The sequence below is a fragment of the Alteromonas sp. HB246098 genome, from assembly GCF_054890645.1.
The window spans coordinates 74,053-88,840 of record NZ_JBTZUG010000005.1 but is presented as its reverse complement, the minus strand read 5'-3'; the positions used below and the strand labels follow the sequence as shown (position 1 = coordinate 88,840).

8 protein-coding genes are annotated in these 14,788 nt (G+C 42.8%); 6 read left to right on the top strand and 2 right to left on the bottom strand.

Translation table 11 applies throughout. The features are described from left to right. The first annotated feature begins 185 nt into the window (after positions 1-185). The 6 genes from ACYTPF_RS12180 to ACYTPF_RS12155 all read left to right on the top strand — a co-directional run bounded on the left by ACYTPF_RS12180 (position 186) and on the right by ACYTPF_RS12155 (position 12,772). Positions 186-3,113 carry a TonB-dependent receptor gene (locus ACYTPF_RS12180; protein WP_461852380.1) on the top strand — a complete coding sequence of 976 codons (2,928 nt, stop codon included), beginning with the start codon at positions 186-188 and terminating at the stop codon, positions 3,111-3,113. 88 nt (positions 3,114-3,201) lie between these two features. After that, the gene (locus ACYTPF_RS12175; protein ID WP_461852379.1) at positions 3,202-4,293 is read left to right on the top strand and encodes a polysaccharide lyase family 7 protein; all 1,092 of its coding nucleotides are present in this window, start codon (positions 3,202-3,204) and stop codon (positions 4,291-4,293) included. A gap of 42 nt (positions 4,294-4,335) precedes the next feature. Next, the gene (locus ACYTPF_RS12170) at positions 4,336-5,367 is read left to right on the top strand and encodes a substrate-binding domain-containing protein (RefSeq protein WP_461852378.1); all 1,032 of its coding nucleotides are present in this window, start codon (positions 4,336-4,338) and stop codon (positions 5,365-5,367) included. A 315-nt stretch (positions 5,368-5,682) separates the two neighbouring features. Continuing rightward, positions 5,683-6,615: an AEC family transporter gene (locus tag ACYTPF_RS12165; RefSeq protein WP_179984501.1), complete on the top strand. Its 933-nt coding sequence runs from the start codon at positions 5,683-5,685 to the stop codon at positions 6,613-6,615. 294 nt (positions 6,616-6,909) lie between these two features. Further along, complete coding sequence (locus ACYTPF_RS12160; protein ID WP_461852377.1) at positions 6,910-9,150, top strand: alginate lyase family protein; 2,241 nt, start codon at positions 6,910-6,912, stop codon at positions 9,148-9,150. 454 nt (positions 9,151-9,604) lie between these two features. Next, positions 9,605-12,772 (top strand): bifunctional diguanylate cyclase/phosphodiesterase, encoded by a 3,168-nt coding sequence (locus ACYTPF_RS12155; protein WP_461852376.1) that lies wholly within the window; start codon positions 9,605-9,607, stop codon positions 12,770-12,772. Between the two features lie 43 nt (positions 12,773-12,815). Here the strand turns inward: ACYTPF_RS12155 and ACYTPF_RS12150 are convergent, their stop codons facing one another. After that, positions 12,816-13,511: an HAD family hydrolase gene (locus ACYTPF_RS12150; protein WP_461852375.1), complete on the bottom strand. Its 696-nt coding sequence runs from the start codon at positions 13,509-13,511 to the stop codon at positions 12,816-12,818. 227 nt (positions 13,512-13,738) lie between these two features. Beyond that, positions 13,739-14,779, bottom strand: coding sequence for an ABC transporter ATP-binding protein (locus tag ACYTPF_RS12145; RefSeq protein ID WP_461852374.1), 1,041 nt, complete (start codon positions 14,777-14,779; stop codon positions 13,739-13,741). Positions 14,780-14,788: the final 9 nt, after the last annotated feature.

The following is a 14,788-nucleotide window of genomic DNA, read 5'->3' as shown; positions in this document are numbered from 1 at the left end:
TGAAAAAGAAAGAATAATGTTGACTAGATTAAACTAAAGTGTAACTTTAATGTAAACATCCTGCCAGGCGGGATTTTTTATTAACATAAAACTAAACCGGTTTAGTTAACAAAAGAAAACTTCACATGAAATTTTTAATTCGGGGTTTGTGAGGTATAAAGCGGACCAGCTTTCGGAGAAGCGAAATGAATAATAAATTATCTAAACTCACTATTGCCATTCTATCTGCCTCTAGCGTGGGCTTTGCATCACAGGGGCTTGGTCAAGAAAATCAAGAGCTTGAACAAGCCGATGACGTTGAAGTTATAGAAGTACGAGGCATTGCCAGTAGTATTGCCGAGTCAGCCCGTCTTAAGCGATACGACTCTCGCATTGTAGACGCCATTGTTGCCGAGGATATCGGAAAACTACCAGACAACAACATAGCCGAAGCACTGCAACGTATCACCGGTGTTTCTATTAGCCGAGAATTCGGTGTGGGCGAGTCTGTCACCATACGAGGCATCTCACAAAACAGAGTGGAACTAAACGGCCGTTCAACTTCAGGCAGCGGTCGAGGTGGTATTAGTTTAGATGATTTTCCGTCGAGTTTTCTGAAAACCGTTGAAGTGGTGAAGTCCCCTACTCCAGAGATGATTGAGGGTGCGTTAGGTGGAACCATAAATATGACTACGGTCAGACCGCTAGAGCTTAATGAACCTCTTGTGGCTTTCACTCTCGATGGAGAGTACGCCGACAAAGCGGAAAACTGGGCACCTATATTCTCCGGTGCTGCTGGCACCAATTGGGATTTAGGTGATGCCGGTACCTTTGGCGCTTCCGTGGTTATGTCGTATCAGGACCGTACTTTAAGAAGGGACGAATTTTTCAACCTTGTAACGCCTACCGAACTGGATCTAGATGGCGATGGTACAAGTGATCAAGCGAATACTCCTAGCGGAAATTACCTTGTACGCAGCCAAAATACTGTAGAGCAAAAAACGGAGCAGCGAGAGCGAACCGCTTACGGTCTTTCGTTGCAGTGGGCGCCTAAAGATACCGATGCATTTGTTTATTTAGACATTAACACCACCGAGCTTGATGGTGGCCAGGAAGCCTATTCTGTACTTAACGATAGTAAGGACTATAGCGACCTGATCCTTGATAACGCTTATGGTGATGCGGAAGGACAACTCAATGACTTTGGTTCAGGTAGTGTATTTGTCCAACCTAAAACTTGGGCTGACTTTACTACCAATGAGACTTCTTCTAACGCACTGGGCGGGGAATGGTTTGTTACGGATAAGCTTAAAATATCAGGTGAAATTGCTTATACAAAATCTGAAAGTTTGCGAACGAATTCAGAATTTAACCTACGTCCAATATCTAGAGCGCAATACGAGGAAGACGGTACCGTTACAGAGCACCTGTTTACCCTGACAATGACAGGTGATGGCTCGCAAGTGCCTGGCATCGCTTTTTCAGATCCTGACGCGTTATTAAACCCAGATAACCTTGCTATAAGGCAGTTCACACACCAACGCTACTACGAAGAAAACGAGGAAACCGCCGTCCGCTTTGACGTAGAGTACCTTGAGCCCATTCCAAGTTTTAGCTTTTTAACCAAAATAAAGGCCGGTGTACGCACTACAGACAGAGATTATGAGCTAGACAGATACGACCTGCGAACCAATGGTAGTGAACTGAAAAACCTACAAACCAGTGTTACATATGATGGTGTACTTCGACCAACTTGGGTAGATGAATTTAATGAATCATTTGGCGGCTTTAAAGAAGTTAACCATAGTAATTCGTTCGATCAATCCGGTATTTCGGGTAACAATGCTCTTACCCATTACTATGTGTACGATGGTGCAGCGCTTGCCTATGATATAGACGGCACCTATGCCCGTGTACAACAAATGCTTGAGGGGAGTAACTATGAACTCGTCGGCAGTCTTGACGATAACATGGTTCGCAACACTGGCTCTTACGCACAAATTAACGAAGAAACGCAAGCGCTGTATACACAGTTTCATTTAGATTTCGACAAACTGACGGCGGTAGTGGGTGCAAGGTATGTCAAAACAGATCTCGTTTCAAATACGTTTGATCAAAGTGGCGAGTACGATTATTCAGACTTTCTGCCAAGCTTAAATGCCACGTATTCACTAACAGATGAAACTATTCTTCGCTTTGCGGCCGCAAAAGTGATGAGACGACCTGAATTTGGCGAGTTAAGTCCTGCGCTTAATGTCGACAACTCATTAGTAACAGGTACGCAAGGCTCTTATCAGTTAGACCCCTATCGCGTTACTCAATATGATTTTTCAGCGGAACACTACTTTGGTGACGGCGGTATGGTGTCTGCGGCTATCTTTTACAAAGATGTTGAATCCTTCACCGTTGCTAGCAGTTCATGTCAAGCAGACCCGAACACGATAGAAGGGCAAAACGTCACTGAGTATGTAAACGTATGCTTGCTTGATACCGCGGGTGTTAGCCAAGCCGATGTGAACTACGTAACGGGCGACCAAGACCTTGCTTATGTTGAAGCTCAGCGTGATGCAGGACTAACAGGTATTGTTATAGATACTGACGTAAACGGCGGTAGTGGTGAAGTTACAGGTATCGAGCTTGCCTACCAGCAACAGTTCAGCTTTTTACCTGGCATGTGGTCTGGGCTTGGCATAAGCACTAACTACACTTACGCAGATAGCGAACAGCCCGACGGTAACCCTTTGTTAGATATTTCTAACAATACATTCAATGGGCAAATTTATTGGGAACACGCCGGCTTCCAAGTTCGTCTTGCTTACAACTGGCGTGACAAATATCTAGACTCTCAGGATGAAAAACGCGTTCGTCCAGTTGGCGCACTAGCCACAGGTATTTACAACAGAACTAACCCTGACGAACCTTTCTTCGATCCGACATTGGGCAATAATTACCGTGAAGCTAGAGGTCAATTCGACTTCTCAGCGAGCTACGATATAAACGAAAACATAACGTTAGTCGCCAATGCGGTGAACTTAACTGCAGAACCCATTACTCAAGTAACAGAGTTGGGCAGTATTTGGCAGTACAGTGAAGCAGACCGTCGTTTCACATTCGGAGTAAGAGGCCGCTGGTAAGAAGCGCGCCACCTTTATTAGGCGCTGTAGCCTGCTGCAGCGCTAATTTCTCTCTCCCAATCTATAACGAACACCCTAGGTTAATTCTATGAAAATAAGAACGCCATTGGTTGCGGCTAACATACTTATTACTTTCACTATTGTGGGCTGCAATGGCAACGCACTATCTGAAGACAAAGGGGATTCCGAGCGAGTACCCGGTGATAAATTCGATTTGAGTGGGTGGAATATTATGCTTCCCGTTGATGAAGACGGTGATGGTGCTGCAGATCGAGTTAACAATGACGCACTCAAACATTATCAGCACGATACATTCTTCTACTTAGATAACAATGACGATATGGTATTTGTGGCCCCTAACAAAGGCTTCACGTCACCCACTTCAACAAACACACGTAGTGAACTTAGACAAATTTATACCAGCGAAAATGGGCAAGTACCGAGTTATGAAAGCCCTCGTAATTACTTCGCGTTAACCTCCACACCGAATAGTGAAAACTTTGCTGCTATAGGCGGGCGAATGCAAGCCACACTAAAAGTTAATCACGTGTCGTTAAACGCAAAGTATGCCGATAAACCACCCGCCTATTCCGTGGTAGTGGGCCAGATACATGCTGCCAAATTAAATGATGAAAAATCGGAAGATGCTGGCTTTGGTTGGGGTAATGAGCCTCTAAAAATTTACTACAAAAAGTACCCCAACCACGAAACAGGAACCGTTTTCTGGAATTACGAGAGGAATCTTCCTGAGAGCCATCCAGAGCGCATTGATATTGCTTATCCGGTGTGGGGAGATGGTTGGAACGATGACACTGACCCTGGCAGCGAAGGCATAGCCTTAGGTCAATCGTTTAGCTACGAGATTAATGTTTATGGCGATACCATGTACCTTACATTTTCAGCTGCAAATCACCCCACAGTGAAACACCAAATAAACTTGGCAGATAACGTAGATGCTAAAGGAAGTGTTGATAAGCACGACGACCCTATTGGATACAAAAACGATTGGTTGTTTTTCAAAGTTGGGGCGTATAACCAATGCAGCACAAAGGATGCGCCAACGTTTCGCTACCCTGCATGCCCCGGCACGGGAAATTGGGAGCTAGATAAAAAAGCAGGTAACTATACCAGTGTTTCATTTTCTTCTTTACAATTAGGCGACGCGGTAGCGCCTAAGTAATGCGGAAAACTATTTGTTACGTAAGCAGTTAGAGAACATAAAATGAATAAAAACAAAGTAAGACTCGTAGACGTTGCGACAAAAGCAGGCGTTTCAAAAAGTACCGCATCTCAATTTTTAAACGGTCGCTTCGATTTCATGTCGTTAGATACCCGCCTTCGTTTGCAAAAAGCAGTCGAGGAATTAAATTATGTACCTAACAATATTGCGCGTAGTTTAAAAACCAATAAAACCCGAACACTGGGCGTGATTGTTCGCGATATCGCAAGTTATTACACAAGCCAAGCGATACGAGGAATGGACGATTACTGCAAAAAGCATGGCTACGATCTGTTTATTTATAACTCTGACTTCGATCCAGCTACAGAGAAAAGTGCACTAACAACGCTATGCCAGCTTAATGTCGATGGCGTTATTATTGCGTCCTGTGGTAACAATGCGAAGCTAATCGAAGATATTTCCAACAATACTGTTCCTGTAGTTCAGTTTCAGCTTGAGCATGATGATTGCGATACGGGTATTGTTGTTGCTGATTACAAACGATCATCGTTCGAGGCTACCGAGTATCTTATCGAACTAGGCCATAAAAATATTTGCTTTGTCACTCAACAGTTTGAAACAGTAAAGTCTCGCCATGAGAAATATCAGGGCTTCGTGGACGCTCACAACAAACACACCCTACCGGTTAAAGAAGAGTTAATCCTCCATTGGAGCAGAACTGAAGGACTAGCCGCATCGCCGGTAGAGCTTCTTAAATCCGAATTAGCCCCTACCGCTTTTTTCACTCAACAAATTGCCATTACCGTTGATGTGTTGAAGGCGCTAGAACAAGCAAACATTAATATTCCCGGCGACGTCTCTTTATTAGGTTTTGAAGAAATACCTATGGCAGAATTTTTCAGAGTTCCGGTAACCGTGGTAAGACAGCAACCGTATGAAATAGGCAGTGAAGCAGCGAGTATGCTATTGAACAAGATAAAAAGCGGAAAAGCCTTTAACACCCGTACCCTAGTTCCCTGTGAACTCGTACTGAGAGAATCTTGCTCTACAGCAAAATCGACAGAAAAGCTTTAAGGAGTAGATGTTGCCGCTCTTTCGTTCCACAGCACCACCTTGTTTCGCCCGTGAGCTTTTGCTAGATACAACACAAGGCTCAACGAAATACTGGTCAATTATTGCTGGTGTTAACTTACGCCACGCTTATCAGAACGTATTGCGTACAGGTTTGCCAATCAGCACCAGATAAAGCTACTTTTTCTTTGAGGTATTACCAATTTACTTTATGCATAAGAGCATAAACTTGGCATACTATGGCTCTTTCTCCCTATTCAAAAAGCAGTAATCTACTGTTTTGTTACGCAAATTTACTCAAAGGCGTTAGTTCTTTTTATGCTTAGCTTTATTACCAGTACGCTTATTCCTGTATTGATACTTCTTTTGATGGGGTGGCTCTTCTTTCGTATTAGGTGGCTGAATGAAGGCTTTATAGAGGCTGGGTCAAAGCTGGTATTTAACGTTGCGCTTCCTGCTCTACTGTTCTTATCAATCGCCAGAGCTGACTTTTCCAAAGCCGCAAATCTATCCCTTATGAGCGTGGGAGTGATAGGAACACTTATCGTATTTGCAGCGCTTATGGTTATTTCTCATTTGACAGTACATCCGTATAAAGCCAGAGGTGTAGTTGTGCAGGGCGGCTTTCGAGCCAATATGGGTATTATCGGCTTAGCCTATTGCGCTAACACCTATGGGCAAGAGGGTCTTGCTGTAGCGTCTGTCTACATGGGGTGTATTACCATCTTATTTAATGTACTTTCAGTTTTTGTTCTTAACTTTTACCAAGGTACGTCGCGCTCCTTAATGGGCCAAGTTACCGGCATGGCGAAAAACCCGTTGATCTTATCAATTGCCGCAGCCCTGCCCTTTTCATACTTCGAATGGCAACTTCCAGATACCTTAGTGAAAACAGGGGAATACTTCGCACAGCTTACCCTGCCACTTGCCCTTATATGCACCGGCGCCTCACTGCAGTTCCGCTCTTTTTCCAGTGACTGGTTTAATATTGTACTTAGCACTACCAGTAAATGCGTAGTCTATCCCTTTGTATTGGTTGTTCTTGCCTATGCACTTGGCTTTAAAGGAATGGAGCTGGGCATTGTTCTCCTCTTAGCTATCTCACCTACTGCTGCAGCAAGCTATGTAATGGTTAGAAACTTAGGCGGGGATTATCGCTTAGCGGCAAGCATAATCGCAGTAAGCACATTGGTGTCTTTACCTATTACCGCCCTGGCTTTTGGAATACTTAGCAAATTGCAGCTTGTGTGATGAATAAGCGTTGGCACTAGCACTATTTCATAAGCTCCATTTCGCAATAGTCTTTTTCATAGTTGTTAGCGTCGATAGAAGAGCCTCCATTCTAACGAGCTGACCGGCTCAAATCTGTCTGACCAATTAAAAAACAAATTTTACCAAAATATTTAATTGGTCTGCTCCATTCTTCTTAAACTTCTGTTATTGTGTTTATTACAAATTGTCATTTTTAAATAACAACATTTTTACCCTACAACTGTTGTTGCCTGTTTTCATCAATGGCTATTTGATAACAAGGAAATAAATACAATGAACATCAAGAAATTTAGCCTTACCATGCTAGCTGTTGGTATCAGCCTGTCGTCTTTTGCTAGCGAAGCAAAAGGTCATCCTAACCTTATTCTTACCGAGCCTGGCGTAGAAAGAATGAGAGAAAACTTGGGTGAAGTTCCTCTGTTTGATAAAAGTTTGGCAACCGTTAAGCAAGAAGTAGATGCCGAAATTGCAATGGGTATCGATACGCCTATTCCAAAGGATTTCTCAGGTGGTTACACCCACCAACGCCATAAACAAAACTTCTTTATTGCGCAAAAAGCTGGCGTTCTTTATCAAGTGTTAGAAGATGAAAAGTACGCTAAATATATTCGTGACATGTTGTTTCAATATGAAGCCATGTACAAAGACTTACCCCTTCACCCGCAAGAGCGCTCATATTCGCGGGGTAAATTATTCTGGCAATGCCTAAACGACAGCAACTGGCTGGTTTACATGAGCCAAGCGTATGATGCTATTTACGACTATTTGTCTGCTGATGAACGCAAAACACTAGAGGACAATCTCTTCCGTCCGTTTGCCGATTTTATTTCATTAGAAAACCCACAATTTTTTAACCGCGTACATAACCACAGTACCTGGGGCATTGCTGCTGTAGGCATGATTGGTCTGGTTATGAACGATGAAGAGCTTATTCAACGCGCCCTTTACGGTATTGAAGACGATGGCTTAGAAGTGGGCGGTAAAGACAACGATGGCGGTACTATTAAAGTAGAAGGTCAGCGCAAGGGCTTTTTCGCTAACTTAGAAGAGCCTTTTTCTCCTGATGGCTACTATACCGAAGGCCCTTACTATCAGCGCTATGCAATGTATCCTTTTCTAATACTTGCGCTGGCAATGGAAAACAATCGCCCAGACTTAAAGGTACTGCAGCATAAAGATAATGTTTTGTTGAAAGGCATTAATGCACTTCTTAACCTTTCTGATGCCGATGGTGAATTTTTCCCGCTTAACGATGCACAAAAAGGCATGTCTTATAAGAAAGCCTCTTTAGTTACCGCTGTGGATCTCGCGTACTTTTACGGAGAGAAAGATCCTCGTTTGTTAAGCGTGGTAGAAAAGCAAGGTGAAGTACTACTACAAGAGTCAGGACTTGAAGCTGCTATTGATATTCGAGATGGCAAAGCGGTTCCCTTTGTAAAGTCTTCCGTAAATTTAAGTGATGGCCCGAACGGTGACCAAGGCGGTGTAGGCATTTTACGTTATGGCAATGAAGATCTAACCCTGGTGTTTAAATATGCCGCGCAGGGTCTGAGTCACGGTCATTACGATAAGTTATCGTTCTCCTTATACGAAAAAGGCGAGGAAGTTCTGCAAGATTATGGCCTAGCTCGCTTTGTAAATATCGGTCAAAAAGGCGGTGGTAACTATCTAAAAGAAAATACCACGTGGGCTAAGACAACCATTGCACATAATACCCTATCAATAAATGGCACAAAGCATTTTGATGGAGAGTACGACGTTGCCAGCCAGCATCACTCAGAACTTTTCACTTTTAACGCAGAAGATGACAACGTAAAAGTGGTTAGCGCAACAGAAGAAAATGCCTACCCGGGCACGTTAATGCACCGCACCATGGCGGTGATCAAAGACGAAAACTTCGAAAAGCCATTTGTATTAGACATACTACGAGTTGACACTGACAAGAAGAATCAATACGACCTGCCCTTCTATTACATGGGACAGATAATTGATAAGAACTTTACTCACGAGTCACCCACCACGTTATCACCATTTGGTGAAGACAATGGCTATCAACATTTATTCGTAGAGGGCAAGGGTAACGCGAGTGAAGGTAACACTAAGTTCCAGTGGCTTCAGCATGGCAAGTATTATACGCTGACTACGGTTACCAACGCTGAAGACGAGGTGTATTTGACTCGCATTGGCGCAAACGATCCAGACTTTAACCTGCGCCGCGACGCTGCTATTACGCTTAGACGAAATGACACTCAAGACACTTTGTTTGTTTCTGTCGTAGAACCTCATGGTTCATACAGCCCAGTGAGTGAATCGTCGATTAACTCAAGAAGCAGTATCAAAAACCTTGAGGTGGTTTTAGATAGCGACGCGTATACTGGTGTGCGTATTACCGACGTCAAAGGCGGTACACAGCTATTTATTATTGCTAACAGCAATAATGATAACAGTGCAAAACACAAAGTTGAGATTAACGGTGAGAGCTTTAGCTGGGTTGGCCCTTACTTTTATAAGTAATATGTACTTCAAAATTACACTGATGTAACCCGAAACAAAGCCTCGCAAGAGGCTTTGTTTGTTTTAAACCCTGATTTTCTACTTTTACGTTTTTTCGCCTTTGAGATCAGCCCCGTGTATACCTGCCCGCGTAGATAATTGCCCACCCAGAAGATGCTGGTAAGTTTCCTAACGAAGCGTGGGAATGCTGGAATGGTATTACTTATCAATAGCACTCGCTAATAAGGGATAGCTAATGGCTATATTTTTTAAAGAAAGCCTGCACCTATAAAAGTTGAATCACCTTTACTTAAACTGATCATTTTATCTTTAATAACCGTTCTATAATATTTTTACTATACTGGCTCTAGCTGCTATTAACTGATCGCACATATAATTTTTTAGAAAGTTGTGAATGTCTAAAATCACTGATGTTCGCCAAACTACTCAGCTTAAATGGATTTAATCGAATTACATGTCACAACTTTTTCAGACACTACAGGTAAGAGTTATTATTCTAATTTCAATGATTGCCATACCCGGCTTCATTGGCATATCTTACGACGCCTACGTGGAAAGAAAGCAAGCGATAAAAGCGGCAGTTAGCCAGGCAGTAAACACAACAAAAACACACTCTAAAATACAAGCCAACCTTATTGAGGAAACGCGATATTTTCTAAAGAATTTGGCGCAGTTCGACGCAGTACAACAACCAAGTACAGAACAATGTAGCCGTTTTCTTGCTAACGTGCTCAAAGTAAACAGTAATTATGTCAATCTAGGTGTACCAAGGGCAGACGGTGAATTGTTATGTAATGCCCGAAAATTAAAACGTTCGGTAAACGTTTACGACCGACCTTATATACAACAAGCTATCGCCACCCGTAAATTTTCGATCAGCGAATTTCAAATAGACAGGGCTACAAATTTAACCAGTATTAATTTCGCCTACCCCGTCATAAACCCAAATCAAGGTAATTTAGTCGGTTTAGTTGTAGCTGTTATATCGCTCAACTGGTGGAACGAGATACTTTCTGAGTCTTACCTACCCGATAATACCGTTGCATTTATAACTGATAGTGAAAACAAAATATTAGCAGCATTCCCCGTTAGAAAAGAACTGCTAGGCACATTGCTAGAAATAGAGGGAAAAGAAAAGGGAAATAAGAGCGAATATACGAACACATCATTAGATAATACTGTTTTTTTGAGTGAAGACCCCTACCAACGCGTTTATGTAACTCACCCGCTATTTGATGATGGGCAGCATATCAACATCACCATTGGTATTCCGCTGAAACACACGTTTGAAGCAATTGATACCAGGTTAATGACAACCACCCTTATATTAGCGTTAATCGTTTTGTTTTTCGTCGGTGTTTCAGTATGGCTAATACGAAAAAACGTTTTGATACCCATAAAAACGCTTTTGAAGTCGACTACAGCGTTGGCCGAAGGTAAAGAAGTTGATGAGACATCGACAAAGGGCAGTATAGAGCTAAGAAAACTTCAACTACGCTTTGCACAGATGGCTAGAACGCGCCTGGATGCTGAAAAACAACTTATTGATAGTCAAAATTCACTGCAGGAAAGTCGAGATATCTTAGCGAGTCATATTGAAAACACACCTTTAGGGTGCGTAACCTGGGATACTGACTTCATCTGCACTGATTGGAACAAATCGGCTGAATTGATCTTTGGCTATAGCAAGGAAGAAGCTATAGGTAAGCATGCCTCGGAGCTTGTGGTTCCAATTGAATTACGGCATGAAATAAATGACGTATTCGAAATACTAGTCGAGGGCAAAAAAACTGTTCGTAGAGTAAACGATAACCTCACTCGATTGCTCGAAACAATCACTTGCGAATGGTATAGCACCCCTATCTTAGACTTCTCTGGCAAAGTAATAAGCGTCGTTTCATTAGTTCAAGACATTACCGTAAACAAACGCTTAGAAGACAAATTAAAACTATCAGCCAGCGTCTTCTCTCACGCCAGAGAGGGCATCTTTATTACCGATAGCGAATCGAACATTATTGATGTAAACAAAACCTTTGAAGAGATAACTGGCTACTCCCGAAGCGAAGTATTAGGCAATAAGCCCAGTATGTTTAAATCTGGAAAGCAGTCTAAGGAATTTTACGAGAACCTATGGAAGTCAATTATCAATGACGGTTATTGGGCGGGAGAAGTTTGGAACAAGAGAAAAAACCACGAAATATATGCTCAATTACTAACAGTTAGTGCTGTAAAAGACGATGACGGCACGGTTAAAAATTACATTGCTATTTTTAGCGATATCTCCGAGACAAAAGAACAGCAATATCGTCTTGAGCAGATGGCTCACTACGATATCTTAACTAACTTACCTAACCGCACTCTACTCGCTGAACGTTTGGATAGTGCACTTAGGCAATGTCAAACCGATAAACGCTACGCCGCTGTTGCTTTACTTGATTTAGACGGGTTCAAAGAGATAAACGATACGTTTGGACACAGCGTGGGAGACGAGCTACTTATTACACTGGCTCACCGCTTCAAAAGCACGCTCAACCAGGGAGATACCATTTCCCGTTTTGGTGGAGATGAGTTTGTAGCAGTACTTACCAATTTAAAGCAAGCCCAAGACTTTAGGTCTACTGTAAAGAACATGCTCAAAGCAGCTTCAACCCCAGTTAAATATGGTGAAAATGAACTTAAAGTCTCAGCGAGCATTGGATTAACCGTCTACCCTACCGACGATACCGATGCCGAGCAGCTAATTAGACATGCAGACCAAGCTATGTATTTAGCGAAACAGAAAGGTAAAAACTGTTTCCACCTTTTCGATATCGAGTCAGAAGATGCGATTAAAACTCGCCATGAAACAGTTAAAAATATAGGCAGCGCGCTTAAAAACAATGAATTTGAACTTTACTACCAACCTAAAGTGAATATGCGCACAGGGGAAATCGTTGGCGCAGAAGCGCTGATTCGCTGGCAGCATTCAACCCGAGGGCTTCTTTCTCCGGCAGAGTTTTTACCCTTTATCGAAAATCACCCGCTTAGTATTGATGTTGGCGAATGGGTTATTGAACAGTCGTTGCGCCAGTATCACCAATGGAAGCAATTGGGCATAGACATCAAAATTAGCGTGAATATTTCTGCATTGCAGATACAACAAAGAAACTTCCCTACTCGTTTAGAACATTTGCTTTCAAAAGTACCCGAAACACCACCTAAAGCAATCCAATTAGAAGTACTTGAAACCAGCAAGCTATCTAATATCAAAAAGGTGTCTGAGATTATGGAAGACTGTGTAAATCTCGGTGTAACCTTTGCCATTGATGATTTTGGAACGGGTTATTCGTCTTTAACTTACTTAAGACGCCTGCCCGCTGAGGTAATTAAAATAGACCAGTCATTCGTTCGCGATATGTTAGTAGACTTAGAAGATAAAACGATTGTTACTGGTGTAATAGCACTGGCTAATTCATTTAACCGCAGTGTTATCGCTGAAGGTGTGGAAAGTGTTGCCCATGGAGCATCTTTATTAGCACTAGGTTGTGAGCTCGCGCAGGGTTTTGGCATAGCACGCCCTATGCCCTCCAAAACCCTACCTACTTGGGTGGAGCAATGGGAGACAAGGGAAGAGTGGAAATAAGCTTAAGAAGTACCTTCAATATTGTGAGGTATTAGTACTGAGCTTAGTTAAATGGTGTAAACAACGTTGGATAAAGACCAGGGAGCTCGCGCCAGTGCTCTATCGCCGGTACGCCTTCAAATGCACTCGATACTCTCCCTTCTAAATGACTCGCCCCCGTGTATTTCACTACCGACATTCCGGCACTTAACGCACCTTCAATGCCTGCATCTGAATCCTCTATCACTAAACACTTTTCAGGTGGAACCCGCATTTTTTCAGCAGCAAGAAGAAAAATATCGGGCGCAGGTTTTCCCCGTGTTACCTCTGCGCTAGTAGTCACATATCCATTAAAAACCGTTTCTAGCGCCGTTGTTTTTAAAGAAAATGAGACCCGTTCAGGATGACTACTGGTCGCAATACATTTTCTTACTACAAGGCGCTGTAAGATAGTCTCTAGGCCAGGTGTGGGAATAAGCTCTTCAGCGAACACCGCTAGAAGCGCTGTTAAATAATCATCCCTAAACGCTTCGGGGAGGCTGATATTAAAATCTTCGACTATTTGCGCTTTTGCAGAATCGTAACTCTTACCTAAAAAGTGCTTATCAAAGTAATCGTCATCTATTTTTACGCCAAGGTCATGCAGCATAGAAATCAGTACACGCTTGCACAAAATCTCGCTGTCAATAAGTACTCCATCACAGTCAAAAATAACCAACTCTATATCGGCATTTGTTACTGTTGGCTTTTTCTGCTCCATAATAATTCCTTGCTTAGTCTAACCATCTTTAGAAGGTATGCCTTTCATACCTTGCTACGATTACTGGCTAAATTGCGTTTTTAAAACGTTTTACTTTTGTAGTTTCTTTTAGCTAAGCGCTAATGCTTTAACTGCAAAGAAGTACACTATTAGTTAACGTTGGGAACCTAATAGTGTACTTGGGATGCACTCATTAAAGCCTTGCGTATCGCACTGCAGCAATGCCATTAAGCTGCCGAAGACGACGTTTTTTCACCCCAAGACAACTCAGGGATGGTTACGCCTTCTTTGTCGAAGTGCATGATTTTCTCTTGCGCTGCCGTTAAATTAATTATGTCGCCGTAGGCCACTTTGCAATCCCCGTCGGCTTTCACTGTTAATGTACCGACACCATCAACATGAACATGCAAAAAGGTTTCAGACCCTAAGTGCTCAATCACGCCAACTCTGCCAGTCCACAGCCCTTTTTCTTCGGTAATTCTAAAGTGCTCTGGGCGCACACCTAAGCTGCACGTCGGGTCACCTGCTTTGGTATCTACACTAATAAAGTTCATTTTTGGCGAACCGATAAAGCCTGCTACAAATTGATTTACTGGCTTTTGGTAAAGCTCCAAAGGCGTGCCTACCTGTTCAATAATGCCACCGTTGAATACTGCAATACGGTCTGCCATCGTCATGGCTTCAACTTGGTCGTGAGTAACATAAATCATGGTGGTATCTAAGCTCTTATGTAGCTCAGATATTTCAAGGCGCATGTTTACGCGAAGTGATGCATCTAGGTTCGACAGTGGCTCATCAAACAAAAATGCTGAAGGCTGGCGTACTATAGCACGTCCGATAGCAACGCGCTGACGCTGACCGCCCGAAAGTTGACCCGGTTTACGGTCAAGATAGTCGGTAAGGTTAAGCATTTTCGCCGCTTTTTCAATTTTCTGCTCAATAATTGCAGGCTCTACTTTCGCTTGTTTTAGCGGAAACGCAATGTTGTTTCTTACCGACATATGAGGGTAAAGGGCATAAGACTGAAACACCATAGCCAACCCCCGCTGTGCTGGCGGCATGTCTGTCGCATCCTGGTTATCAATTTCAATAGTACCGCTTGTTGTGTCTTCAAGGCCGGCAATCATCCGAAGTAAGGTTGACTTACCACAACCCGACGGCCCAACAAACACAATGAATTCACCATCTCGAATTTCTAAATCCAGCGGTTTAATCACGTTAACGTCGCCGAAGCTCTTTGTAACTTGCTTTAAGGTAATACTTCCCATTTTGAAGTT

Bases quoted from the DNA above. Each gene is read 5' to 3' on its own strand.
- ACYTPF_RS12180 (WP_461852380.1), top strand. From the start codon at position 186: ATGAATAATAAATTATCTAAACTCACTATTGCCATTCTATCTGCCTCT.
- ACYTPF_RS12175 (WP_461852379.1), top strand. From the start codon at position 3,202: ATGAAAATAAGAACGCCATTGGTTGCGGCTAACATACTTATTACTTTC.
- ACYTPF_RS12170 (WP_461852378.1), top strand. From the start codon at position 4,336: ATGAATAAAAACAAAGTAAGACTCGTAGACGTTGCGACAAAAGCAGGC.
- ACYTPF_RS12165 (WP_179984501.1), top strand. From the start codon at position 5,683: ATGCTTAGCTTTATTACCAGTACGCTTATTCCTGTATTGATACTTCTT.
- ACYTPF_RS12160 (WP_461852377.1), top strand. From the start codon at position 6,910: ATGAACATCAAGAAATTTAGCCTTACCATGCTAGCTGTTGGTATCAGC.
- ACYTPF_RS12155 (WP_461852376.1), top strand. From the start codon at position 9,605: ATGTCACAACTTTTTCAGACACTACAGGTAAGAGTTATTATTCTAATT.
- ACYTPF_RS12150 (WP_461852375.1), bottom strand. From the start codon at position 13,511: ATGGAGCAGAAAAAGCCAACAGTAACAAATGCCGATATAGAGTTGGTT.
- ACYTPF_RS12145 (WP_461852374.1), bottom strand. From the start codon at position 14,779: ATGGGAAGTATTACCTTAAAGCAAGTTACAAAGAGCTTCGGCGACGTT.